Here is a 26025-nt window from a genome sequence, read left to right as displayed (position 1 = left end):
AGCAATAGCTGCGATCTTCGACTTGGATTGAAGGGTGTAAGAGATCGCATATTGCATCGGTTGTTGCGCTGCCGCATATTGGTTGCACACGCAAATTTTTTGTCGATAACAACCACAGATAATAACGTGCGCAGCTAATATTGAATTTAGCAGTTTGGTGCACTTCTTCGAGTATTGCTGAGAGAACATGACAGTTGAAATTATCGGACGCGCAAGCGTTGCCCCAGGGGCGAGTTCGATTGAAGAACTGCAGCTTGTCCTCAAGGAGGGGCGTTGTACCGTAAGCCGCATACCAGAGGAGCGCTGGGATCTTGCGCGCTTTTGGCATCCGGCTGTTGGTATTCAAGGGAAGACTTACAGTTTTGCAGCTGGCGTCTTCGAGAATGTCTACGCCTTTGATCCAGCGGTTTTCGGCCTTTCCCAGCGCGAAGCGATGCAGATGGATCCGCAGCAGCGCGTTCTTCTGAATATAGTCTGGCGCGCTTTGGAAGATGCAAACTTGCCGCTCGATGGATTCGAGGGGCAGCGCGTCGGCGTCTATGTCGGGGCATCCTCCCTTGAATATGGCAATCTGACGCTGGAAGACCCCGCCTCGGGCAGTCCGTATTTCATGACGGGCAACACGCTTTCCATCGTTTCCAACCGCATCTCGCACATATTCGGATTGCGCGGACCGAGCATGACGATCGACACGGCCTGTTCGTCGTCGCTGGTCGCCCTCGATCAGGCGGTGAAGGCGCTGGAGAGCGGCGAGATCGATACGGCAATCGTCGGCGGCATCAATATCCTGCTCAACCCCATGTCCTTCGTGGGGTTTGCGCAGGCACGCATGCTCTCCCCAGAAGGCCTCTGCCGCGCGTATGACGATAATGGCCGCGGTTATGTCCGCGCAGAGGGCGGTGCGGCGATCGTACTGCGCCGGACGGACGTTGCGCTTCGCGAGAAGGACCGCAGCTATGCCAGGATCCATGCTGTAGGCGTCAATTCCTCGGGACGCACCAACGGCATTTCCATGCCGTCCCGTGAGGCGCAGGCCGCCTTGCTTCAGTCGATTTATGAAGGCCGCAATATCGATGTCAATCGCATCGCTTTCATCGAGGGCCATGGAACGGGAACGAAGGTCGGCGACCCCGCCGAAATCTGGGCGATCGGCGAAGTCATAGGCCGCAATCGCCGGGCGCCTGTGCCGATCGGCTCCATAAAGACGAATATCGGCCATACCGAACCGGCATCCGGCCTTTTCGGCCTATTGAAGGCTGTCATCGCGCTCGAAAATAATTTCCTGCCGGCGTCGTTGCATTTCGATCATCCGAATGAGTCCATCGACTTCGAGGGATTGAACGTTCGGGTCAACACATCAACGATCGAGCTTCTTCCGGCCAAGCAGGCACGCTTTGCCGGGATCAATTCCTTCGGCTTCGGCGGAACGAACGCTCACGTTGTCATCAGCGATCCCGATCCGATCGCGCCACCGGAGCCGCCAATGCGAGGTGAGGGGATCGTTTTTGCCGTCAGCGCTCATACGGCGTCCGCTCTTTCGACGCTGCTCGAAGACTACAGGACCCGTCTTGAAACTGCCGAACCCAAGGAGGCTCGTCAGATCGTTGCTTCCGCTGCTGCCAATCGCGAACCCATGCGTCATCGTTTTGCTGCCCGCGCTAAGGACAGCGCGGCCGTGCTTGCCGCGATCGATGCGCATCTTGCAGGCAGAAATTCAGTCGGCGAGGCAGGTGAAGCTCCGGCGCAGGCTGCCAAGATCGCCTTCGTCTTTTCCGGCAACGGCTCGCAATGGGCGGGAATGGGTGTTGGTGCCTATCAGGAAAACCGCCATTTCCGGCAATGCTTCCAATCCTTCAGCGCGCTCTTTGAATATTATCTCGGCGAGAAGCTGACCGATGTGCTCGTCGCTTCCGATCTTGCCGCACGCCTGGCCGATACCAAGATCGCGCAGCCGCTGTTGTTTGCAATCCAGGCTTCTCTTTCGGATTGTCTATGGTCCATGGGGGTCAAGCCCGATGCGGTCTTCGGCCATTCGGTCGGCGAAATCGCAGCCGCTTATGCCGCCAAGGCGCTGACGGCAGCCGAAGCGGTTGCAATCGTCGCCAAGCGCTCGCTGCATCAGGATCTCCTCGCCGGCGAGGGCAAGATGGCTGCCGTGGTGCTTGGCGAGGATGCCGCGCTGGCCTTTGCGAAATCCAAAGGTCTCGACAATATATGTATCGCTGCGATCAATGCTCCGAATTCGGTAACGATCTCCGGTCCGGCCGATGAGATAGAAGCCTACAGGGACGCTGCGCGCAAATCCCAGATCGTCGCGCATGTTCTCGATATCAATTATCCGTTCCATCATCCGATCATCGACCGCGCCAAAGAGGCTTTTTTCGCGGACTTGCCCGATCTCGCGCCGGATAGCGGCACGGGGATCTTCATTTCGACGGTAACAGGCGAATTGCGCGACGGGCGCCTGCTGGACACGCAATATTGGTGGCGCAATGTTCGCGATCCTGTGCTCTTCAAGGCTGGTTGTCAGGCCGCGATGGCAATGGGATGCAACCTCTTCATCGAGATTTCGCCGCGCCCGATCCTGTCGAACTATGTGGCGGAGATCGCCAAACAGGCATCGGTTCAGGTCATTGCGATACCGACCTTGCTACGGGAAGCGCCTGTCGCCGACCATGATCCGGTTTCGCAATCATTTGCGCGGGCAGTCGCCAATGGAGCGCCTGCGCTGCGTGCCCGCGGCAGCGCAACCCGCAACGCCTTCGTCAAACTTCCGTCTCTGCCTTTCGAGCCAGTGGAGCTTCGCACCCCTCCGACGACGGACGAGATCGATATCTTCGGTCGGGATCGCAAGAGCCCATATACGCTGCTCGGTTGGCGCGCCGATCTTAATGGTTCGAATTGGAAGAACCATCTCGATGCCCGTCTCTTCCCGGACCTTGCTGAACATGTGGTCGACGGCAAGGCTATCATGCCAGGTAGTGGTTTCGTCGAGATCGCAGTAACGGCGGCGCAACGCTATTACGGGACGGATGAGGTTGAAATCGGCAATCTCGAAATCATCCGGCCGCTGGAATTATCCCAAGATCGAATGGTCGAGTTGTCGACCGTCCTGTCGCCTGAGACCGGAGATATCGAGATCCGGTCGCGCGAACGCCTGAGCCATGACGAATGGACGGTTCACGTGGTTGGACGTTGCCGCAAGCCGCTGGTCGGCGAGGGATACAGCGGATCCCTCGAGCGATCGGGCACAGAGCGCAAATCGACGCTGACCTCCGACGTGACCTACGAAACGGCGGATCGTTTCGGATTGCATTATGGCCCGCATTTCCAGCTTCTGTCGAAAGCCGTGGCATTCGGTCATCATGCGATCGAAGTGGATCTGAAGCCGGCTGCCCCGCCGTCTCATCCCTTCGCCAGCTATAATCTCAACCCCATGTCGGTCGATGCGGCGTTTCACGGACTCGTCGCATTGTTCGATCAATTCTCCGGCGACGAAACCGGTGCTCCCTATATTCCCGTTCATTTCGGCACGGTGAGAGCTTTCGGCAAGGGAAGGCCGATCGTCAAAGCCGTTATCGAGATCGAGCGGTTCAGCGCGAATTCGATCAAGGCCCGTTTCAACCTGTTCGATACAGATGCCATGCCGGTCGTCGTTCTTGACGATAGCCGTTTCCGCCGCACACAGCTGCGCCGCAGGGCAACGCTGGATTCCGTCGCTTTTCATTACGAGGGCGTGCCTTCGGCTCTTTTCGCCGGCGGAGACAGAACCGGCGCCGGCATACGGCGAATTTCATCATACGGCAGCTCCGATGGGAACCATGCACTCAACAATGCAAGTCTTCTTCTTGATGCCGCGATCTATCGGGCCTGCCATGATATCGCGCTGAAGGTTGCGGACCGCAACGGTACCGTCACATTCTCCGGCCTTCCCGGCGATCCCGAGTTCAGGTCTTTCCTCGTCAATTGCCTCTACATTTTGGAGGACGCCGGCATCGCGGAGACGGGAGACGGCAGGTGGCATGTTCCCCTGGAGCCGACGCTGCCGCCGGTGGCGGAGCTGCTGCAGGAAATCTATCGCGAGGACGCCGGGCGCGTGGCCGAGAGTGTCCTCGTTGGCGATGCCTATCGCGAGACGCTCGAGCATCTGGCGACGATACGCCCGCATGTGCTGGGGCGAGAGCCTGCGGCCCAGGGCGCAAATATGCCGGGTGGGGCGACGCTGGAGCATGTGCTTGTACATTCTCCGTTGAGCCAGAGACGGCTTTCGATGTTGGCAGAGGCATTGGCTTCCTCCATCGAGGCAAATGACGGGCCGATCGGGCACGTTCTTGAGGTCGGCTCGATATCGGTTGCGTTCAGTCGAAAGCTGGCAACGATCGCCGCAGCCTCAGGTGCATGTCTCGTGATCGCTGAGCCGCGCGAGCAAGCCCGTCGAGCATTGGAGATCGCCTTTGAGCGTGACGCGCATGTTATCGTTGCCGATCCTGTCAGGCTGACGGATCACCGTGTCGCCGACATCGTGGTCGTCTCCGGCGATCAGAGCCAGCATCTGATGCGCCACAATGACGAGATCAAGCGGATGGTCCGGTCGGTCGCCGCCAGCGGCGCGCAGCTGCTGCTCGTCGATCGCGCACCGAGCGCCTTCAATGATTTCGTCTTCGGTCTTTCCGAAAGCTGGTTTGCCGATAGCCAGTCGCCGGAATTCCCGGTCGGACGGCTCGGTACGCCCCAGCAGATTGCCGATCTCCTCGGAACTCTGGGCTTTGCCAAGCCTCTGATCCAGGAACAGACTTTCCCCGAAGGCGCGCTGATTACGGTGTCGGCTGTCTCTGAGCGGCAGCCGGCAGAGGATATTGTAGCGGAAGCCGTCGATCCGATCCTGATCTTGTCGGAGCAAGGCCGGAAGGGTCTCGGCAAGCTGGGCAAGAATATAACGATCATCGATCTCGACGCATCGTCTCCGGATATTGTCGACGCTCTCGATGCCATTGACCCGGCTACGCGCCGCGTCGTTTATCTTGCGGATATGAAGCGCGGCGATGCAGCGGAACTCTCGTTGTCACGTCTCTCCGCCTTCACACAATTGGCGAACCTGCTGTCCCAGCACGCCGATGGAGCACGGCCTCGAATGGTCATCGTGGCGCCTGGCGGCTCTCCGCTGTCGGCTGGCTCTCTCGATGGTGCCAATGCCGGCCTGTGGGCTTTCGGACGCGTCCTTCAGAATGAATATGATGCCTTTGACGTGCACCTGCTGGATGCCGATATGGCTGGCAGTCGAGCGCTATTGGTGGTCGATACCCTGATGGTCGCGGAAACGGACAATAGGGAATGGTTCCTGGATCGCGCGACCGGAAGGGTCCGGGAAGTCCGAGCTGTGGCTGGTCCCTTCGATGCCATCGAAGCGAGCCGTAGTGATTTCACAGCAGCAACGATCCGCCAGCATGTGAGCGGGCGTCTGGACAGCGTAGCCTGGGAGGAGGCGAGTCTTCCCGTGGCCGACGGGCGCGAAGTTGTCGTCTCCGTCGAAGCCACCGGCCTCAATTTCCGGGATGTCATGTGGGCTATGGGCGTTCTGCCTGAGGAAGCATTGGAAGATGGCTTTGCCGGTGCCACGATCGGCATGGAATTCGCCGGGCGAATTCTTGCCGTGGGCGATGCGGTCGATGATCTCAAGCCGGGCGATAAGGTGATGGGGATCGGGCCTGCAGCATTCTCGACTCATGTGCGTGTCCATCGCGATGGCGTGACAAAGCTGCCGGAGCAGATGGAAACCGTTGCTGCCGCCACTGTGCCGGTTGCCTTTCTGACCGCCTATTATGCCATGGTCGAGCTTGGACGCATTCAGCCTGACGAGACCATCCTGATCCATGGAGCTGCCGGCGGCGTCGGTCTGGCTGCACTCCAGATCGCCAAGCACAGGGGAGCGAAGGTGATCGCCACGGCCGGCACAGTCGAGAAGCGCGGCTTCCTTGAAATGCTCGGCGCCGATCACGTGCTTGATTCCCGCTCTCTGGATTTCGTTTCCGGCGTGCGGCGGCTTACGGGCGGCGAGGGTGTCGATCTCGTTCTGAATTCGCTCTTTTCGGAAGCGATGGAACGGAGCATCGAGCTGGTCAAGCCTTTTGGCCGTTTCCTGGAGCTTGGCAAGCGTGATTATTACGCCGACCGCAAGATCGGCCTGCGTCCATTCCGGCGCAATGTCAGCTATTTCGGTATCGATGCCGATCAGCTTCTGGTCAATGTACCCGACCTGACACGGCGCATATTCAGGGAGATGGGTCAGCTTTTCGCCGAAGAAAAGCTGACGCCGCTGCCGTATCGCGCCTTCGCTTATGACGAGATCGGCAACGCTTTCCGGTTGATGCAGAATGCCGGCCATATCGGCAAGATCGTGGTGCGCCCGCCTGTTGCGCGTGTCGACAGCGTCTTGCGAGCGCCTGAGAAATCTCTGCGCTTCGATGCCGGAGGCGTTTTTCTCGTTGCGGGCGGCATTGGCGGCTTCGGCCTATCCGCCGTCGATTGGCTTGTTTCCAGGGGTGCGCGCCGCATAGCTCTGTGCTCGCGCCGAGGCATTGCCGATGCGGAAACGAAAAAGGCGATAGCCGATTGGGCCAGGCGGGGTGTGGTGACGACGTTGCATGCCTGCGATATCACCGATGCTGCCGCGGTTGAGACGCTGCTTGCCTCGCTTCGCTCCGAAGGAGCGCTCAAGGGTGTCGTTCATGCCGCCATGGTTCTGGACGACGCGCTGCTCGCCAACCTGACGCCGGAGCGCAATCGTCCCGTTCTCGAGGTCAAGATCCGTGGCGCCGAAAACCTGGATCGCTCGACGCGAGACGACAAGCTGGAGCTTTTCCTGCTGTTCTCCTCGGCAACGACCATGCTCGGTAATCCCGGCCAGGCGAATTATGTGATGGCAAACGGCTACTTGGAGGGCCTGGCGCGTGCGCGCCGCGCTGCCGGCAAGCCCGCGCTCGCCGTCGGTTTCGGCGCCATCGCCGACAAGGGCTTTCTTGCCCGCAATATCGAGGTCAATGATCTCCTTTCCAAGCGCATCGGCAAGGCTGCGCTGAAGGCACGCGATGCTCTGGAGCAGGTGGAGCGTTATATGCTGGCGGATAGAGGCGCGATCGATGCAGCGGCGGTCATGATCGCCGAGATCGATTGGAATGCCGTGCGCCTGCTGCCGATCTCAGGCCGGTCGCTGTTCGAGCCGCTGATGCGCCATGCAGGCAGTCATCAGGTCTTCAACGAGGGAGACAACGTCGATCTCAGGGAGCTGATCAGGGGGAAATCGGAAGGGGAGGCTCAGGCCGCACTGCATGCGCTCATCGCTGCGGAGATTGCCGCCATCCTGCGCGTGACGGAAGACACGGTGACGCCTGACAAGGTGTTGAAGGATATCGGGCTCGATAGCCTGATGGCCATGGAGCTCGGCATGAGCTTCCAGCAGAAGACCGGCTTCGATATTCCTCTGAGCGGCGTAGGCGAGGGTACCACCGTGGGTGATGTCGTCAGCCGCTTGCGTGATCGTGTCATGAATCGCAATGGTGATGATGCTAATGGTGACGCAGCGGGTGATGACGGCGTGGTCGAGCGTCTGGCGCGCAGCCATGCCTCAGACCAAGAAAAAAGGGCCGTCCAGTGACCACGTATAATGCCGATGATGGCAATCCGGCGGAGCGGAAGAAGAGCAAGCTGCTCGAACAGATGCGCCGAGTTGGCGAATCCTCCGGCCGCAATCGGACCGAACGGCTGAACCGGCAACCGCAGGCACAGCCACGCCAGGTGACGCGCTTCGAGGATCTGCCGGAATACAAGCGCGTCGCAACGCAGCGCATTGCGGGGGAATTGCTTGGCGTTGCCAATCCCTTCTACCGCTCGCATGATGCCGCTGCGGGCGCGACGACGCGCATCGGCGGGCGCGAGTTTGTCAATTTTGCTTCTTATGACTATCTGGCGACCAATACCGATCCGCATGTCGCCGCACGTGCGAAAGAAGCGATCGACCGCTTCGGAATTTCGGCGTCGGCAAGTCGCCTCGTGGCAGGAGAGCGACCTGGTCACGTCGAGCTCGAGCGCAGGCTCGCCGCAGTCTATGGCGTCGATGCCGCCGTCTGCTTCGTCAGCGGCTACCTGACCAATGTTGCCGCGATCGGCTGCCTGATGGGGCCGCAGGATCTCGTGATCCACGACGAATTCATTCATAACAGTGCGCTTGCCGGCATCAAGCTTTCCGGCGCGGTACGCCGGCTGTTTCAGCATAATGATGTCGAGAATCTCGAAAATATCCTGAAGACGCTCTCATCGGATTTTCGGCGCATCCTCGTTATCGTCGAAGGCATCTATTCGATGGATGGCGATATCGCCGATCTGCCGGCCCTGCTGGAATTGAGGGCACGCTACGGTTTTTGGCTGATGGTCGACGAAGCGCATGCGCTTGGCATTCTGGGCAAGACGGGCCGCGGCACGTTCGAGCATTTCGATCTCGATCCGCGTGATGTCGATATCTGGATGGGCACGCTGTCGAAGACGACCTCCAGCTGTGGCGGCTATATTGCCGGCAGCAGCGCACTTGCCGATATTCTAAAAGCGGAAGCCGGCGGTTTCGTCTATAGCGTCGGTCTCTCACCGGTTCTCGCCGCCGCCGCCATTGCTGGCCTCGATATCCTCAAATCCGAACCGGAACGAACCGAACGCCTCCGGCGTAACGGCCATCTTTTTCTCGAAGAAGCAGAGGCGGCGGGCCTCGATACCGGCCTCAGCATGGGCCATTCGGTGGTGCCCGTGATCGTCGGCGATTCGCTTCGTGCGGCGCAGCTTTCGAACGACCTGCTCGCCGAAGGCATCAATGTGCTGCCTATCATCCATCCGGCGGTGCCGGAAGGCATGGCGCGGCTCCGCTTCTTCATCACCTGCAATCACACCGAGGAACAGATCCGGCGGGCGGTCGCGCTCACGGCCGAAAAACTCAAGAGTTTGGAGGACCGCAATTTCGGTCTTGCCTCGCTGGATATGGACAAGATGATGCAGCTGCTGCCCCTGGCTCAGGCTCCAGGCGGCTCATAAGTTCGGGGCGGTCGTCTCATGCACGTTATCGTCACGGGAGGTTCAAGCGGAATTGGTCTGGCGGTAGCGAAGCTTTATGCGGCCAGGGGCGCTCGAGTTTCGCTTCTTGCCCGCGATGTGGGGCGGCTCGAAGCGGCGCGCGCCGAAATCGCAGCGCTTCCCGGTGTCGACGGCGCCTTCATTCGGGCGGCTTCCGCTGATGTGGCCTCGGCCGGACAGACTGCGGAGGCGGTAAAGCTTTGCGAGGCGTCCTTCGGTCCGTGTGATATCCTCATAACTTCTGCGGGCATCGTCGAGCCCTGCGCCTTCGATGCGATGCCGGCATCGGTTTTCGATGAGCAGATCTCCATCAATGTCCTCGGGACGGCCAATGCGGTTCGCGCTGTTTATAAAGGCATGAAGAGCCGGCGCAACGGCCGGATCATGATGATCTCTTCGGGCGCTGCCTTGATCGGTATCTTCGGCTACACCGCCTATTGCGCATCCAAATCTGCGTTGGAAGGTTTTGCCGAAGCTTTGAGTGCCGAGGCTGGTGCTTCGGGCGTAAAGATTTCAATCTGCTTTCCGCCCGATACGATGACGCCGCAATATCGCCGGGAAATCTCGCTCAGGCCTCGCGAGGCGGAGGTGGTGATGGGGGCAGTCAAACCGTGGAGCGCGGAGGCGGTCGCGGCAAAAATCGTCCACGGACTGGATCGCGGCAAGCGGAGAATCCATTTCGGATTTTCGCTGACGGCGCTTGCATTTTTCGGACCATTGATAAAACCGCCGCTGCTATGGTGGTTTTCGCGCACGACGCGAAAAATATTTGGTGGGGAGGGGGCGCGCGGTCTTGCCGATACCGCCGAGCAACGCTTTGATAGTGATAAGTAATACGAAACAACTACCGGTGTTGCGCTGTCGGTGAAACACGTGCAAGAGAAGGTAAGTCAGGGAATTGGCGGCCCGTTCCTCGCGGATATGAGAAATGTCATAGAGGCGGCGGGCATTTGGATGGCGCAATCTTGAAGCTTCATGATTTTCCAGTTCTCTTGACGCTCGCCTGCTTCGCGTTTTCCTGCGTCATCGTCCTGCTGACTGATCCTTTCGCAATGCCGGCTGCCGTCACCGCCGAGAATCGCCCGAAAAGAAGCTGGCGGCGGGTAGCCTGCGACTGGGCGGCGAGGATTCCGGTTATCATATTGATCTATGTCGCCTTCTTCGCCATTTCCTGGCGCCCGCTCTACAGCACGCAGGCTGTCATCAGCTTCTTCGTCATCTTCACGGGCATATCGAGGGCGAAGTTCGAGTTTATCCGTGAGCCTCTGGTTTTTTCGGACATCGCGCTCGTCGTAGATGTCTTCAAATACAAGGAGATCTTCTACGCGACTTCGCTGAACATCCTCTTCTGGATCATCGCCTTCGCTTATGTTTTCGGCCTCAGCGGCCTCTACATGTATCTCGAGCCGTCGGTTTTGCCTTCGTCGAACCAATTGCTGTGGGTCCTGTTGATGTTGGTGGTCGCCTTCGCGCCATGGCTCGCGCTGTTCAGCAGGGTCGTCAGCGAACCGGTCTGCCGTTTCACACAGAAGTTTCTCGGTAGGGTTGATGTGAAGATCGATACAGTGCGGTTTGGCACATTCGCTTCCGTCGTCTTTCATTTCGTCATCTGGGTTGGTGTCCGGCGCGAGGCGATCGTCTCGGAATTGTCCGGGCGCTTCATGTCGGCGCTTCAGGAGCTTTGGGACCATGGTGAAGACGAACCGCTCATCGTCGTCTGGCAATCCGAATCCTTCATCGACCTCAGACATTTTGGCGTCGACAATATCAAGCTTCCCAATCTCGACCGCCTGCGTGAGCAGGCCGCGCAATGGGGCCGCATGACCAGCGTCTTCGAGGGTGGTTATACGCTGCGAACCGAATTTGCCGTCTTGAGTGGGCTACTGCCCGAAAATGTGCATATCGATGCCAGCTACCCCTATCTGCGCGCCAGCCACTATAAGGATGTGGTCTGGCCGGCGCGGCTGAAGAAGGCGGGCTGGGGGACGCAGTTCATCCATCCCTACGACAAGACATTCTTCCTTCGCCACAAGGCATTGCCGCAGCTCGGCTTCGACCGGATGATGATGCTGGACGAGTTTGATCACAATCCGGAACGCGATGGACCCTATGTCAGCGATCTCTCGCTGACCAAGAGTGTGATTCGGACGATCGACGACGATGGCGTGGGCAAAAATTTCCTCTTCGTCGCATCCATGGCGAATCATGGCCCCTGGGAGCCGGGCCGCTGCGGCGACCTCGTCAATCCGGTGGATATCTATGGCGAGCTCCTGATGCGCGCCGATCATGCGCTCGGCAATCTCGCCCATCACCTCGACAGGCTGGATCGCCCGGTCTGGCTGCTCTTCTATGGTGATCATGCGCCCTTGCTGAAAGCCTTTGCCGATCCTTTCCCCGATCCGCGCACCGATTACGTCATCGTTCCGCTAGGCCGCGCGCGCGCCCATTCGCAAAGGCCGCAGCCACCACAGGAAGAGGCGCCCTGGAATCTGATCGGCACATTGCTGCACTATGCCGGGCTTGCCACCGAGGTCGCGGAATGATGCCCAGTGGGGAAGGGGTCACGCGCCCGCGCGTCTTCCTCTTCCTGCAGGGCCCATCCTCGCCTTTGTTCGTTGAGACTGCCAGGATATTGGAAAAGGCTGGCGGCCGCTGCATCCGCATCAACTTGAATGCCGGGGATTGGATTTCTTGGCGCTGCCGCGGCGCCTCCAATTATCGCGGCGGTTTTGCCGGATGGCGCGCCTATGTCAGGCAGCGAATCGAGGCCGAGAACGTCACCGACCTGATCCTGCACGGCGAGGAGCGCCCCTACCATAAGGTTGCCATCGAGGAGGCGCGGCGTGCCGGCGTCACCGTCAATGTCGTCGAAATGGGATATTTGCGGCCTGACTGGGTGACGCTCGAGCGAGATGGCCTCTCCTCCAATTCGCACTTTCCGGCCGATCCTGCTCATATATTGAAAGCAGCGTCCAAGCTGCCGGAACCGGATTGGAAACGCCGCTACAATCAAACTTTCCTGGCGGAAGCCCTTTACGATCTCGCTTATTATCTCCCGACCGTCTTTCTGTGGTTCCTCTATCCAGGCTATCGGCGGCACGGGCTCTACCATCCTCTAATGGAATACGCCGGCTGGCTGGGGAAACTTCCTTTCAGGGGCAGGAGGGCACGAGAGGCAGAGGGTGTGATCAAGGATCTGATTGCCGCCGGCAAGCGCTTCTTCGTCTATCCGCTACAGCTTCAGACCGATTTTCAGTTGCGAGCGCACTCGCCCTTCCATCAGCAGCAGGATGCTATCCGGTTGATTCTTCGTTCTTTCGCGGAGAATGCGGCATCCGACGCGCATCTCGTCCTCAAGCTGCATCCGCTCGATCACGGGCTGGTGGATTGGCGCGCCTATGTCGACCGCATCGGCGCCTCATGCGGATTGTCGGCGCGCATTCATCTGATCGATGGTGGCAATCTCGATCGGTTGATTGCCGCCAGCCAGGGCATGGTGACGGTTAACTCGACGGCGGCGCTTTCCGCGCTGCAGGCTGGGAAGCCGGTCAAAGCGCTGGGAGCGGCGATCTACGATATCGATGGTTTGAGCGATCAAGGTAGCCTGGATCGATTCTGGTGGGAGCCGATACCGCCGTCGCCGGAGCTATGCAGCGCATTTTTTCGCCTGCTGGCAGCGGCGGTACAGGTACGCGGCAACTTTTGCTCGCGCGAGGGCGCGCGCGCCGCCGCCGCTCAGATCGCCGAGAGATTGTTGTCGCGGACGGTCAACCTGCCGGATGCCTACATCGAGCCGCCGCCAAGGCAGCGACCGATAAAATTTCATGTGCCGTAATGAAGGCGCAATGGGATGGAAGAGGAATTGTTGCCCCTGCGAGGGTCTTCAGGCTGAAATTGACAACGAGGCCACTTACATGTGGACTGATACGGAACTCAGCGCAGCGATTCGACACTGGGAATGAATGTGGATAACGGTTTGCCGGGAGCAAACGCCATGGATGACAGCAAGATGGAACGATTCATGTTGAAGGAGCTGCTTGTTATTATAGCAGCCCTCGTGCTTGTTTCCGTCGTGCTTCTGGCCGTCATCATTCTCGGCAACTACTGAGCCACAGATGTCGGGCACACAAAGGCGCTCATCGTGATTGCTGCCTACAGCCGCAGATCATTCAAACTGACAATCAAATATGTGAATAATGGTGGGCGATGAGAGACTCGAACTCCCGACATCCTCGGTGTAAACGAGGCGCTCTACCAACTGAGCTAATCGCCCTTCTGCGAAGCGGGTCGTTGGCCCGCCGCGTTCGGTGGCCGTGATCTATGCGGAACGACGACAAACCGCAAGAGTGTTTGTGAAGATTTTTTGATTTTTTTGAATTTTACACCTCTCCGGCCGTCGTCATCCACATGAGCAGATGTGAGGCTTGCTGGATTGCTCCTGTGCATATCAGGCGCCAATGAAATGCGTGGAGCGGGAACCTGCCATGTTAAATCGCCGGAACGGAAAGTTGCGGGCGAGCTTGTCCAAAACAATTCGCACTCTGTCATCGATTTGTATTCAAACCTGCTTGACACCCAAACACGAACCCCGTAGTTAGCCGCTCATCGAACGGCGAGGGCCGCTTTGATGGGTGCGGAAGCATCTGGAATGCTTGAAATGAAATGCGGGTGTAGCTCAGTCGGTTAGAGTGCCGGCCTGTCACGCCGGAGGTCGCGGGTTCGAGCCCCGTCACTCGCGCCATTTCAAGGCAAATTTCGGATCTGCACCGGCTGAAAGGCCAAACAATGCGCGGGTGTAGCTCAGTCGGTTAGAGTGCCGGCCTGTCACGCCGGAGGTCGCGGGTTCGAGCCCCGTCACTCGCGCCATTCTCTCCAAGCCATTACAATCAAACATCAATTTATTGCGATTGCGAAGAAGCCTTTTCGCGCCAGCGCTGATTTGTCGCGTTGCCGTCGCAACACATTGATATCTACCGCTCGGTAGTACCCTAACAGACAGATTCAAAAGGCTTGCGTGCGCGCTCCGCCTGCGCTAACCACGGCTCTGTTGCAACGCTCTTTCGCTTGCTGGGCATTTGCTCAGATGCGCCGCCCCGGCGCTGATCGCAAGCAGGGATGGACATGATGACTGGACTGCTCAGTTCCTATATTCCGATAGCGATTTTCATTGGTATTGCCGTGGTAATCGGCCTGGCGCTGTTGATCACGCCGTTCGCCGTCGCCTTCAAGGCGCCCGACTCGGAAAAGCTGTCGGCTTACGAATGCGGCTTCAATGCATTCGATGATGCCCGCATGAAGTTCGATATCCGCTTCTATCTCGTATCGATTCTCTTCATCATCTTCGATCTGGAAGTCGCCTTTCTTTTCCCGTGGGCCGTATCCTTCGGCGCCATCGGCTGGTTCGGGTTCTGGTCGATGATGGTGTTCCTCGCGGTGCTGACCATCGGCTTTATCTATGAATGGAAGAAGGGAGCCCTGGAATGGGAGTAGCCCCAAGCAACACGACGCTCGTGGCGCCACAGCCGAAGGGGATCATCGATCCCGCAACCGGCCGGCCGGTCGGCAGCAACGATCCGTTCTTCGGCGAAATCAACAACGAGCTCGCCGACAAGGGTTTTCTGGTCACCTCCACCGATGAGCTGATCAACTGGGCCCGTACCGGTTCCTTGATGTGGATGACTTTCGGACTTGCCTGCTGCGCTGTCGAGATGATGCAGGTTTCCATGCCGCGTTATGACGTGGAGCGCTTCGGTTTTGCGCCGCGCGCGTCGCCGCGCCAGTCCGACGTCATGATCGTCGCCGGCACGCTCACCAACAAGATGGCGCCCGCGCTTCGCAAGGTTTATGACCAGATGCCTGAGCCGCGTTACGTCATTTCGATGGGTTCCTGCGCCAACGGCGGCGGCTACTATCACTATTCCTATTCCGTCGTTCGCGGATGCGACCGTGTCGTTCCGATCGACATCTATATTCCGGGCTGTCCTCCCACGGCGGAGGCACTGCTTTACGGCGTGCTTCTGCTGCAGAAGAAGATCCGGCGCACTGGCACGATCGAACGGTAAGGCAGGGGACAAGGTACTATGAGTGAAGCCCTGAACGAACTCGCCGCCTACCTCACGGAAGTTCGCAGCGCCCTGATTTCCTCGAGCGAGATCAAGTACGGCGAGCTGAACGTGACGACGACGACCGAAAACGTTATCGCCCTGCTGACCTTTCTGCGTGACGACGCCAAGTGCGGTTTCGTCAACATGACGGATATTTGCGGCGTCGACTGGCCGCAGCGCGCCGAGCGTTTTGACGTGGTATACCATCTGCTGTCGCCCAAGAAGAACCTGCGCATTCGCGTCAAGGTTCCCGTCGGCGAAGATCAGCCCGTTCCCTCCGCTTGCGGCGTCTATCCCGGTGCCGATTGGTTCGAACGTGAAACCTGGGACATGTACGGCGTTCTCTTCACCGGCCACCCGGATCTGCGCCGCCTGCTGACGGATTATGGTTTCGAAGGCCATCCGCTGCGCAAGGACTTCCCGACGACCGGTTTCGTCGAGGTTCGTTATGACGACGCCGCCAAGCGCGTTGTCTACGAGCCGGTAGAGCTGAAGCAGGAATTCCGTAACTTTGACTTCCTGTCGCCATGGGAGGGCACCGATTATGTGCTGCCCGGCGACGAGAAGGCGAAACAGTAAGCTGAGGCAATAGGCATTAGCCAATAGGCAATAGGAGAATGGCAAACGGCAATTAATTCCTATCAGGACCTTACGGTGTGGCAGCGCGCCATGGATCTTGCGGTTGAATGTTATGCTCTTACCAGGGGGTTTCCGAAGGAAGAGATTTACGGCTTGGTTTCGCAGATAAGGCGGGCATCCGTATCGATCGCGGCAAACATAGCGGAGGGTTATGGGCGCGAAGTCACAGGGCTTACGTCCATCATCTGAAGATCGCCCAAGGTTCGCTGAAGGAGTTGGAGACGCACCTGATACTTTCGACGCGAATAGGCATCGTCACCTTTGAGCAAGTCAAACCTGCGATGTCCATGAGCGATGAAGTTGGAAAGATGCTGCGGTCTCTCATGCGCCGATTGCAAGACGAGCGACCTGGATATGAAAGCTAACGATTACACTATTGCCTATTGCCCACTGGCTAATGCCTGCAATAAGCGGAGCGCATTGCAATGACAGAACATAACGTTCGCAACTTCAACATCAATTTCGGCCCGCAGCACCCGGCTGCGCACGGCGTTTTGCGTCTTGTCCTCGAACTGGACGGCGAAATTGTGGAACGCGTCGATCCGCATATCGGCCTGCTGCATCGCGGCACTGAAAAGCTGATCGAATCGAAGACTTATCTTCAGGCCGTTCCTTATTTCGACCGCCTCGACTACGTGGCGCCGATGAACCAGGAACACGCCTATGCGCTGGCCGTCGAAAAGCTGCTCGGCATCGATATTCCGATCCGCGGTCAGCTGATCCGCGTGCTCTATTCGGAAATCGGCCGTATCTTGTCGCATCTCCTCAACGTCACGACCCAAGCAATGGACGTCGGCGCGCTGACGCCGCCGCTCTGGGGCTTCGAAGAGCGCGAAAAGCTGATGGTGTTCTATGAGCGTGCCTCCGGCTCGCGCATGCACGCAGCGTACGTCCGTCCGGGTGGCGTTCACCAGGATCTTCCCGAAAAGCTCGTGCAGGATATTGGCGACTGGTGCGATCCCTTCCTGAAGGCGCTCGACGATATCGACGACCTCCTGACCGGTAACCGTATCTTCAAGCAGCGTAACGTCGATATCGGCGTAGTCTCGCTGGAAGACTGTTGGGCCTGGGGCTTCTCCGGCGTCATGGTCCGCGGCTCGGGTGCTGCTTGGGACTTGCGCAAGGCACGGCCTTACGAATGCTACGCCGATCTCGAATTCGACATTCCGATCGGCAAGAACGGCGACTGCTACGACCGTTACCTCATCCGCATGATCGAAATGCGCGAAGCCGTCCGCATAATGAAGCAGTGTGTCAATCGCCTGCTGGGTGATGCCAAGACCGGGCCGGTTTCGTCGCTCGATGGTAAGGTCGTTCCGCCGAAGCGCGGCGAGATGAAGCGCTCGATGGAAGCGCTGATCCACCACTTCAAGCTTTACACCGAAGGCTATCACGTGCCCGCCGGCGAGGTTTATGCGGCTGTCGAAGCGCCGAAGGGCGAATTCGGCGTCTATCTCGTCTCGGACGGTTCCAACAAGCCGTATCGCTGCAAGATCCGTGCGCCGGGCTATGCGCATCTGCAGGCCATGGACTTCATGTGCCGCGGCCACCAGCTCGCCGACGTCGCGGCCGTGCTCGGCTCGCTCGATATCGTATTCGGTGAGGTGGATCGTTGATGCGAGCCTGGCAGGTCTTCATTCCAGCGCTTCTCGTCGCCTGCGGTGCTTCGGCACAGCAGACCGGCAAGACGCAGGGCCTGCCGAGCATCAACCTGCAGAATTCGAATTCGATCAATTCGAATTCTGCGAAAAGTGGAAGCGAGGTTACGTCGGGCGGAGATTCGACCATGGGTGACCTCCTTTCCCGCGGTTACGAGATCAAGGCCGCTGTGCCGAATGGCGGTAAGTTTGTTGTGTTTATGCAGAAAGACCAGTCGGCCTATGCCTGCGAATTCTCGTCTCTGACGAATACGCGGTGTGGGTCCTTAAACTGAGATAAGGCGTGAAAGATGTCCGTTCGTCGACTAGCCGAAGATCAATTCCAGCCTGCCGCCTTCGCTTTCAATGCGGAGAATGCGGTCTGGGCTGAAAAGACGATTCAGAAATATCCTGATGGTCGTCAGCAATCCGCGATCATCCCGCTGATGATGCGTGCGCAGGAGCAGGAAGGCTGGGTCACCAAGGCGGCTATCGAAACGATCGCCGACATGCTCGACATGGCCTATATCCGCGCGCTCGAAGTCGCGACTTTCTATACGCAGTTCCAGCTGCACCCGGTCGGTACGCGCGCCCACGTTCAGGTCTGCGGCACCACGCCCTGCATGCTGCGCGGCGCCGAGGGGCTGATCAAGGTCTGCAAGAGCCGGATCAACGATCACGCTTTCGAGCGCAATGCCGACGGTACGCTCTCCTGGGAAGAAGTCGAATGTCAGGGCGCCTGCGTCAACGCACCGATAGTGGTGATCGGCAAAGATACCTATGAGGATCTGACGCCGGCACGTCTCGAAGAAATCATCGATGCATTCGCCGCAGGCAAGGGCCATGAGATTCAGACCGGCCCGCAGATCGATCGCGTTTTCTCCGCTCCGGAAGGCGGCTTGACGTCGCTGCTTTCGGATGAGGCGAAGGCAAAGAGTGTCGCAAGCAAGACGGCCAAGGCCACTGCCGACGCCGTATCGATCCCGCCGTCGGAAGCCGGCCGCGCAAAAAGCACGGATGCCGAAACCAATCCCAGCCTGAAGACGCCGGCGACGGCGCCGAAGGAAGCAGCCAAGAATGCCAAAGCGGCCGAAACGCAGCCGCTTTCGGGCACTGCAGCCGCGGAACCCGCTGCCGGAAAGCCGTCGCTCGACGACAAAAATCGTCCCGCCGGTGTCGAAAGACCCGCGCAGCCGGACAATCTGCAGCTCATTTCAGGCGTTGGCCCGAAGATCGAAGGGACCTTGCATGAGCTCGGTATCTTCACCTTCACGCAGATTGCCAGTTGGAATGAGGCCGAGCGTCATTGGGTCGACGGCTATCTGAATTTCAAGGGCCGGATCGAGCGCGACGACTGGGTCAGGCAGGCTGAGGCACTCGCTAAGGGTGGCGAAGCGGAATATATCAAGGTCTTCGGCAAGAAGCCGCGGTAAGAGGTGAAGCATGTTACAGGATCAGGATCGCATCTTTACCAATATCTACGGCCTTAAGGACAAATCCCTGAAGGGCGCGATGTCGCGCGGCCATTGGGACGGCACGAAGCAAATCCTCGAAAAAGGCCGTGACTGGATCATCAACGAGATGAAGGCTTCCGGCCTTCGCGGCCGCGGGGGTGCAGGCTTCCCGACCGGTCTCAAGTGGTCCTTCATGCCGAAGGAAAGCGACGGGCGCCCGCATTATCTCGTCGTTAACGCCGACGAGTCCGAACCTGGCACCTGCAAGGACCGCGACATCATGCGTCACGATCCGCATACGCTGATCGAAGGCTGCGTCATCGCCGGCTTCGCTATGGGCGCGAATACTGCCTATATCTATGTGCGCGGCGAATACATGCGCGAGCGCGAAGCTCTGCAGGCTGCCATCGACGAGTGCTACGATGCCGGATTGCTGGGCAAAAACAACAAGCTCGGCTGGGATTTTGATGTTTTCGTTCATCACGGCGCCGGCGCTTACATCTGTGGCGAGGAAACCGCGCTGCTGGAAAGCCTGGAAGGCAAGAAGGGCCAACCGCGCCTGAAGCCGCCATTCCCGGCCAATATGGGTCTCTACGGTTGCCCCACGACGGTCAACAATGTCGAGTCGATCGCCGTAGCACCGACGATCCTGCGCCGCGGCGCCGGCTGGTTCTCCTCCTTCGGCCGCCCCAACAATGTCGGCACGAAGCTTTTCATGATCTCGGGCCACGTCAACCGTCCCTGCACGGTCGAAGAAACCATGGGCATCACCTTCCGCGAGCTGGTAGACAAGCATGCAGGCGGCGTCCGCGGCGGCTGGGACAACCTGCTTGCCGTCATCCCCGGCGGCGCATCGTGTCCGGTCGTTCCGGCGGCCGATATCATCGACTGCCCGATGGATTTCGACGGCCTGCGCGAAGTCAAGTCATCCTTCGGCACGGCTGCGGCGATCGTCATGGACAAGTCGACCGACATCATCAAGGCGATTGCCCGCATCTCGGCCTTCTTCAAGCATGAAAGCTGCGGCCAGTGCACGCCGTGCCGCGAAGGTACGGGCTGGATGTGGCGCGTTCTTGAGCGTATGGCTCGCGGCAACGCCCAGAAGCGCGAAATCGACATGCTGTTCCAGGTGACGAAGCAGATCGAAGGTCATACCATCTGTGCGCTCGGTGACGCAGCCGCATGGCCGGTTCAGGGCCTGATCCGCAATTTCCGTCCCGAGATCGAAAAGCGCATCGACCAGTACACCGCCAACGCGACGAGCCACGGCGCGGTTCTGGAAGCAGCCGAATAAGGATCGAAGATGGCGAAGACCAACGATATCAGGCAGGACAGCGGAGCGACCGATCGTGCATCGGCCGATCTCGGCCGCGCCGCTGCCGATATATTTGGGAATGCGCCGATCATGCCGATCCATCCGCTGATGGCCCATCCGGCCGCGGCCATAGCCGCTGCGACCGCAATCGGTTTCGGCTTTACCTCGCAACTGGCCGGCGCATTTCTTGGCGCTTTCCAGGGTGCCGTTGAAGCGACCACCAAATTGGCCGAAGCCCTGGAAGACGAAAAGCATCAGGCTGAAGCCGTTGCGAAGCCGACTGCTGCGAATGGCGGGGCAGGGGACGCAAAGCCTGTAAAGCCAGCGCCCGTTGTCAAGACAGCTGCGCCGAAGCCAGTCGCATCGGAGCCGGCTGCTGCCAAGCAGAAGGCGGTTGGCTTAAAGAAGGCTGAGCCGAAGCCCGTAGTTGCCGCGCCCAAGGCCGCGACGACAACTGCAAAGAAGACGGCGAAGGCTGAAGCCGCTTCACCGGTTGCCCCAAAGGCGGCTCCTGCGCGCGGCCGCAAGGCGGCTGAGAAGGCTGACGACCTGAAGCGGATTTCCGGCATAGGTCCGAAGCTTGAGCAGGTGCTGAACGGACGGGGCATCAAGCGATTTGCCGATATTGCCGCCTGGAGCGATGCCGATATCGAGCGGATCGACACGGAGCTTGGCTTCGACGGCCGCATCCGGCGCGACGACTGGGTTGGCCAGGCGAAGGCGCTGCTGCCGAAGGGCCGGAGCTGAGATTTTTCCTCGGCTAGATTGCTGCCGGGGAGGGTGAATGAATGCGGGTGAGATCATTGTGGAGATGTCCGCAGTGTTTCGGTCGCAAAGCTGGTCTTGCGGGGACAAGATTCAGCAAAGCTTATTGTGAGCAAGCCGGTGCTATCAGGCGTTTCAGCCGCCCCGATGGCAACCCGGTTTGCGATCATGAAATTGTCTGCGGCCAGGTTGGGCTGGAGACGTGACATAGGACTGAGTGGACGATGGCTAAACTGAAGATTGACGGTAAAGAGATCGAAGTTCCGGATCACTACACGCTTATCCAGGCGTGCGAGGAAGCCGGTGCCGAAGTCCCGCGCTTCTGCTTCCATGAACGACTGTCGGTGGCCGGCAATTGCCGCATGTGCCTCGTCGAGGTGAAGGGTGGCCCACCGAAGCCGCAGGCATCCTGCGCCATGGGCGTGCGCGATATTCGCGGCGGCCCGAACGGCGAGCTTCCGGAAGTCTTTACCAACACGCCGATGGTCAAGAAGGCCCGCGAAGGCGTGATGGAATTCCTGCTGATTAACCACCCGCTGGATTGCCCGATCTGCGACCAGGGCGGCGAATGCGACCTGCAGGACCAGGCCATGGCCTTCGGTATCGACTCCTCTCGTTATCAGGAAGATAAGCGCGCGGTCGAAGACAAGTATATCGGCCCGCTCGTCAAGACCGTGATGAACCGCTGCATTCACTGCACGCGTTGCGTCCGCTTCACGACGGAAGTTGCCGGCATCTCCGAACTCGGCCTCATCGGCCGCGGCGAGGATGCTGAAATCACCACCTATCTCGAGCAGGCGATGACCTCCGAGCTGCAGGGCAACGTCGTTGACCTTTGCCCGGTCGGTGCGCTGACCTCCAAGCCTTTCGCATTCACGGCTCGTCCGTGGGAACTGAACAAGACCGAATCGATCGACGTCATGGACGCTCTCGGCTCGGCGATCCGCGTCGATACCCGCGGCCGCGAAGTCATGCGCGTTCTGCCGAGGGTCAACGAGCAGATCAACGAGGAGTGGATCTCCGACAAGACCCGCTTCATCTGGGACGGCCTGAAGACGCAGCGCCTCGACAAGCCCTATGTCCGCAAGGACGGCCGCTTGCAGCCGGCGACCTGGAGCGACGCTTTCGCCGCCATCAAGTCGGCCGTTTCCGCCACCAGCGGCGACAAGATCGGCGCGGTCGCCGGCGATCTCGCTTCGGTCGAGGAAATGTACGCCCTCGGCGAGCTGCTGAAGTCGTTGGGATCGGAAAATCTCGACTGTCGCCAGGACGGGACGGCGCTTGATCCGTCGCTTGGCCGTGCAAGCTACATCTTCAACCCGAGCATCCAGGGTATCGAAGCCGCTGACGCGCTGCTGATCGTTGGTGCTAATCCGCGCTTCGAAGCGGCCGTCATGAATTCGCGCATCCGCAAGCGCTGGCGCCGCGGCAAGTTCCCGATCGGCGTGATCGGTGAAGCTGCAGATCTTCGCTACTCCTATGATTATCTCGGCGCAGGCCCGGACACGCTGGCCGATCTCGTCAGTGGCTCGCACAGCTTCGCCGACGTCCTGAAGAACGCTCAGAAGCCGATGATCATCATCGGCCAGGGCGCTCTCACCCGTGAAGATGGTGCCGAGGTTCTGGCAAATGCCGCCAAACTCGCTGCCGCCGTTGGCGTCGTCAAGGAAGACTGGAACGGTTTTGCCGTGCTGCACACGGCAGCTGCGCGCGTCGGCGGCCTTGATCTCGGCTTCGTGCCGGGCGCAAAGGGCGTCAATGCCGCCACCATGCTGTCGTCGATGGACGTCCTCTTCCTGCTGGGCGCCGATGAACTCGACTTCAGCCGCAAGGGCGCGAAGTTCACGGTCTATATCGGCTCGCATGGTGATAACGGCGCTCAGAACGCCGATGTCATCCTTCCGGCGGCCGCCTATACCGAAAAGTCGGGTACCTGGGTCAATACCGAAGGCCGCGTCCAGATGGGCAACCGTGCCGGTTTCGCACCGGGCGACGCCCGCGAGGACTGGGCGATCATCCGTGCTCTTTCCGACGTGCTCGGCAAGAAGCTTCCCTTTGATTCGCTGAGAGAATTGCGGGCCAAGCTCTATGCAGCCTTCCCGCATTTTGCCGGGATCGACGAGATTGCGGAAGGCGATAGCGCCCAAATTGCCGCACTTGCGAAAAAAGCCGGCACGATGGGCAAATCGGCATTTGCTTCGCCGATCAAAGACTTCTATTTGACGAACCCGATAACGCGCGCGTCGGCTGTCATGGCCGAATGCTCGGCATTGGCCCGCAACAATTTCCGCGTTGCGGCAGAGTAAGGGCAGAGGACTATGGATTCATTCGTTTCGACCTATCTCTGGCCGGCGCTGATCATGATCGGCCAGTCCCTGCTGCTCCTGGTCTGCCTGCTGATCTTCATCGCCTACATTCTGCTTGCCGACCGCAAGATCTGGGCAGCCGTCCAGCTGCGCCGCGGCCCGAACGTCGTCGGCCCCTTCGGTCTGTTCCAGTCCTTCGCTGACTTGCTGAAGTTCATGTTCAAGGAGCCGATCATCCCCGCCGGCGCCAACAAGACCGTGTTCCTGCTGGCTCCGCTGGTTTCCGTGGTGCTGGCGCTGTCGACCTGGGCCGTCGTGCCTGTCGCGCAGAACTGGGTCGTCGCCGATATCAACGTCGGCATCCTCTACATTCTGGCGATCTCGTCGCTCGAAGTTTACGGCATCATCATGGGCGGCTGGGCTTCGAACTCGAAGTATCCGTTCCTCGGCGCGCTCCGTTCGGCGGCGCAGATGGTGTCCTATGAAGTCTCGATCGGTCTCGTCATCGTCACCGTTCTGCTCTGCGTTGGTTCGCTGAACCTGACGGATATCGTGCTGTCGCAGCAGACCGGCCTCGGCACCAAGCTCGGCCTGCCGGCCTCGTTCCTCGACTGGCACTGGCTGTCGCTCTTCCCGATGTTCATCGTGTTCTTCATTTCGGCACTCGCTGAAACGAACCGTCCGCCTTTCGACCTTCCGGAAGCGGAATCGGAGCTGGTTGCCGGCTTCATGGTCGAATACGGCTCTTCGCCCTACATGATGTTCATGCTCGGCGAATATGCCGCCGTCGTCCTGATGTGCTCGCTGACGACGATCCTATTCCTCGGCGGTTGGCTGCCCCCGGTCGATATCTGGATCCTGAACTGGGTTCCGGGCATCATCTGGTTCCTGCTGAAGTCGTGCTTTGTGTTCTTCATGTTCGCGATGGTGAAGGCCTTCGTGCCGCGCTACCGCTATGACCAGCTCATGCGCCTTGGCTGGAAGGTTTTCCTGCCGCTGTCGCTCGCCATGGTCGTTATCGTTGCATTCGTGCTGAAGCTGACGGGATGGGCATGATGATGTCGATCCTCGCTTCAAGCAGATTTGGAGGTTGAAGATGGCCGGAATTTCCAACGCCGTCAGCTCGCTGTTCCTCAAGGAATTTGTCGGCGCATTCTTTTTGTCGATGCGTTACTTCTTCAAGCAGAAGGCAACGATCAACTACCCCTTCGAAAAGGGGCCGGTCAGCCCGCGCTTCCGCGGCGAACATGCGCTGCGCCGCTATCCCAACGGCGAAGAGCGCTGCATCGCCTGCAAGCTCTGCGAAGCCATCTGTCCTGCCCAGGCCATCACCATCGAGGCCGGGCCGCGCCGCAACGACGGCACCCGCCGCACGGTGCGTTACGACATCGACATGGTGAAGTGCATCTATTGCGGCTTCTGCCAGGAAGCCTGCCCGGTCGACGCCATCGTCGAAGGGCCGAACTTCGAATTCGCCACCGAGACCCGCGAAGAGCTCTATTTCGACAAGGCGCGGCTTTTGGACAATGGCGACCGCTGGGAACGCGAAATCGCGCGCAACATCGCGATGGATTCGCCATACCGCTGAGCGGAATTCTGAATATGCCGCGACGGGCGGCCGATTGTCGCCGTCGCGGTTGAATCTAGACCGGAGTTTTGTCGGACCTGTCGTCCGGCCGAGCTCCATCGGGCAGGGAAACTCCCGGCTGCCCGGGGGAAGACGAAAAAGGCACCAACATGGGTCTGCAGGCTCTTTTTTTCTATATCTTCGCCTTTGTCGCTGTGGCGTCGGCGTTCATGGTCATCTCGGCGCGGAATCCGGTCCATTCGGTCCTGTTCCTCATCCTGGTTTTCTTCAACGCGGCCGGCCTCTTCCTCTTGATGGGGGCTGAGTTCCTGGCGATGATCCTGCTGGTCGTTTATGTCGGCGCCGTGGCGGTTCTCTTCCTCTTCGTCGTCATGATGCTCGATATCGACTTCTCCGAGCTCAGGGCCGGCATTCTGGAATACGCACCGATCGGCGCGCTGATCGGCGTTATCCTGGCGGCCGAACTGATCGTCGTCATCGGCGGCAGCGTCATCTCGCCGACCGTTGCCAAGACCGTCGCCAGGCCGATCCCGGCTCTGACGCAGCGGACGAACACCGCCGCCCTCGGCGATGTGCTCTATACCAATTACGTTTATTTCTTCGAGATCGCTGGCCTCGTTCTGCTGGTCGCGATGATCGGCGCAATCGTGCTGACGCTGAAGCATCGCACGCACATCAAGCGCCAGAACATTTCCCAACAGGTCGCCCGCACGCCCGCGACCGCCGTCGAGGTGGTCAAGGTCAAGCCGGGGCAGGGCGTCTGAGGCGAGGCACGAGGATCAAAGGAACAAGAACATGGTCATCGGACTTTCCCATTACCTCACGGTTAGCGCCATCCTCTTCGTGCTCGGCGTCTTCGGTATCTTTCTGAACCGCAAGAATGTCATCATCATCCTGATGTCGGTCGAGCTTATTTTGCTCGCCGTCAACATCAACATGGTCGCCTTCTCGTCGTTCCTCAACGACATCGTCGGCCAGGTTTTCGCGCTATTCATTTTGACCGTCGCTGCGGCTGAAGCTGCAATCGGTCTTGCAATTCTCGTCGTCTTCTACCGTAACCGCGGCTCGATCGCGGTCGAAGACGTCAACGTGATGAAGGGCTGATA

18 protein-coding genes, 3 tRNA genes and 1 pseudogene are annotated in these 26025 nt (G+C 59.3%); 21 read left to right on the top strand and 1 reads right to left on the bottom strand.

What is annotated here, in order from left to right:
- Window positions 1–187 precede the first annotated feature (187 nt).
- From GDN47_RS22800 to GDN47_RS22780, 5 genes are all read left to right on the top strand, one after another.
- Window positions 188–7651, top strand: a complete 7464-nt coding sequence (locus GDN47_RS22800; RefSeq protein WP_152094310.1) for a type I polyketide synthase — start codon at window positions 188–190, stop codon at window positions 7649–7651.
- Window positions 7652–7713: 62 nt separating this feature from the next.
- Window positions 7714–9072 carry an aminotransferase class I/II-fold pyridoxal phosphate-dependent enzyme gene (locus tag GDN47_RS22795; protein WP_233790062.1) on the top strand — a complete coding sequence of 453 codons (1359 nt, stop codon included), beginning with the start codon at window positions 7714–7716 and terminating at the stop codon, window positions 9070–9072.
- An 18-nt stretch (window positions 9073–9090) separates the two neighbouring features.
- Window positions 9091–9945 (top strand): SDR family oxidoreductase, encoded by an 855-nt coding sequence (locus tag GDN47_RS22790; protein WP_152094308.1) that lies wholly within the window; start codon window positions 9091–9093, stop codon window positions 9943–9945.
- A gap of 131 nt (window positions 9946–10076) precedes the next feature.
- Window positions 10077–11654 (top strand): LTA synthase family protein, encoded by a 1578-nt coding sequence (locus GDN47_RS22785; protein ID WP_152094307.1) that lies wholly within the window; start codon window positions 10077–10079, stop codon window positions 11652–11654.
- On the top strand, window positions 11651–12946 hold the full coding sequence (locus tag GDN47_RS22780) for a capsule polysaccharide biogenesis protein (protein WP_152094306.1): 1296 nt from the start codon (window positions 11651–11653) through the stop codon (window positions 12944–12946). Before GDN47_RS22785 ends, GDN47_RS22780 begins: the two co-directional genes overlap by 4 nt.
- 362 nt (window positions 12947–13308) lie before the next feature.
- On the opposite strand, the gene GDN47_RS22775 is transcribed toward GDN47_RS22780, so the two are convergent.
- Window positions 13309–13384: transfer RNA gene (locus GDN47_RS22775), tRNA-Val, on the bottom strand.
- A 391-nt stretch (window positions 13385–13775) separates the two neighbouring features.
- Here GDN47_RS22775 and GDN47_RS22770 point away from each other — a divergent pair.
- The 16 genes and pseudogenes from GDN47_RS22770 to nuoK all read left to right on the top strand — a co-directional run bounded on the left by GDN47_RS22770 (window position 13776) and on the right by nuoK (window position 26023).
- A tRNA-Asp gene (locus tag GDN47_RS22770) sits at window positions 13776–13852 on the top strand.
- A 48-nt stretch (window positions 13853–13900) separates the two neighbouring features.
- A tRNA-Asp gene (locus tag GDN47_RS22765) sits at window positions 13901–13977 on the top strand.
- Between the two features lie 258 nt (window positions 13978–14235).
- Window positions 14236–14601: an NADH-quinone oxidoreductase subunit A gene (locus GDN47_RS22760; RefSeq protein WP_028754004.1), complete on the top strand. Its 366-nt coding sequence runs from the start codon at window positions 14236–14238 to the stop codon at window positions 14599–14601.
- Window positions 14592–15173, top strand: coding sequence for a NuoB/complex I 20 kDa subunit family protein (locus GDN47_RS22755; protein WP_015339504.1), 582 nt, complete (start codon window positions 14592–14594; stop codon window positions 15171–15173). Before GDN47_RS22760 ends, GDN47_RS22755 begins: the two co-directional genes overlap by 10 nt.
- Window positions 15174–15191: 18 nt before the next feature.
- The gene (locus GDN47_RS22750) at window positions 15192–15794 is read left to right on the top strand and encodes an NADH-quinone oxidoreductase subunit C (RefSeq protein ID WP_152094305.1); all 603 of its coding nucleotides are present in this window, start codon (window positions 15192–15194) and stop codon (window positions 15792–15794) included.
- A 30-nt stretch (window positions 15795–15824) separates the two neighbouring features.
- Window positions 15825–16219, top strand: a pseudogene (locus tag GDN47_RS32225) (four helix bundle protein).
- 60 nt (window positions 16220–16279) lie between these two features.
- Window positions 16280–17470, top strand: coding sequence for an NADH-quinone oxidoreductase subunit D (locus GDN47_RS22740; RefSeq protein WP_152094303.1), 1191 nt, complete (start codon window positions 16280–16282; stop codon window positions 17468–17470).
- A complete protein-coding gene (locus tag GDN47_RS22735; RefSeq protein WP_113328980.1) occupies window positions 17470–17787 on the top strand; it encodes a hypothetical protein in 318 nt (105 codons plus the stop codon). Before GDN47_RS22740 ends, GDN47_RS22735 begins: the two co-directional genes overlap by 1 nt.
- Before the next feature lie 15 nt (window positions 17788–17802).
- The gene (locus GDN47_RS22730) at window positions 17803–18924 is read left to right on the top strand and encodes an NADH-quinone oxidoreductase subunit E (protein WP_152094302.1); all 1122 of its coding nucleotides are present in this window, start codon (window positions 17803–17805) and stop codon (window positions 18922–18924) included.
- A gap of 10 nt (window positions 18925–18934) precedes the next feature.
- The gene (gene nuoF / locus GDN47_RS22725) at window positions 18935–20239 is read left to right on the top strand and encodes an NADH-quinone oxidoreductase subunit NuoF (RefSeq protein ID WP_069614974.1); all 1305 of its coding nucleotides are present in this window, start codon (window positions 18935–18937) and stop codon (window positions 20237–20239) included.
- 9 nt (window positions 20240–20248) lie between these two features.
- Window positions 20249–21007, top strand: a complete 759-nt coding sequence (locus GDN47_RS22720; RefSeq protein WP_113328978.1) for a helix-hairpin-helix domain-containing protein — start codon at window positions 20249–20251, stop codon at window positions 21005–21007.
- Window positions 21008–21249: 242 nt separating this feature from the next.
- The gene (gene nuoG / locus GDN47_RS22715; RefSeq protein WP_145631399.1) at window positions 21250–23331 is read left to right on the top strand and encodes an NADH-quinone oxidoreductase subunit NuoG; all 2082 of its coding nucleotides are present in this window, start codon (window positions 21250–21252) and stop codon (window positions 23329–23331) included.
- 12 nt (window positions 23332–23343) lie between these two features.
- Complete coding sequence (nuoH, locus tag GDN47_RS22710; protein WP_047627053.1) at window positions 23344–24387, top strand: NADH-quinone oxidoreductase subunit NuoH; 1044 nt, start codon at window positions 23344–23346, stop codon at window positions 24385–24387.
- A gap of 40 nt (window positions 24388–24427) precedes the next feature.
- Window positions 24428–24919, top strand: a complete 492-nt coding sequence (nuoI, locus tag GDN47_RS22705) for an NADH-quinone oxidoreductase subunit NuoI (RefSeq protein ID WP_112511122.1) — start codon at window positions 24428–24430, stop codon at window positions 24917–24919.
- A gap of 149 nt (window positions 24920–25068) precedes the next feature.
- Window positions 25069–25683, top strand: coding sequence for an NADH-quinone oxidoreductase subunit J (locus tag GDN47_RS22700; protein WP_152094301.1), 615 nt, complete (start codon window positions 25069–25071; stop codon window positions 25681–25683).
- 31 nt (window positions 25684–25714) lie between these two features.
- Window positions 25715–26023 (top strand): NADH-quinone oxidoreductase subunit NuoK, encoded by a 309-nt coding sequence (nuoK, locus tag GDN47_RS22695; protein ID WP_007689961.1) that lies wholly within the window; start codon window positions 25715–25717, stop codon window positions 26021–26023.
- Window positions 26024–26025 lie beyond the last annotated feature (2 nt).

The organism is Martinezella dioscoreae, from assembly GCF_009176305.1.
GTDB classification, from domain to species: Bacteria; Pseudomonadota; Alphaproteobacteria; order Rhizobiales; family Rhizobiaceae; genus Rhizobium; species Rhizobium dioscoreae.
Note: the sequence above shows the minus strand (reverse complement) of the source record. Positions and strands in the feature narration are given on the sequence as shown.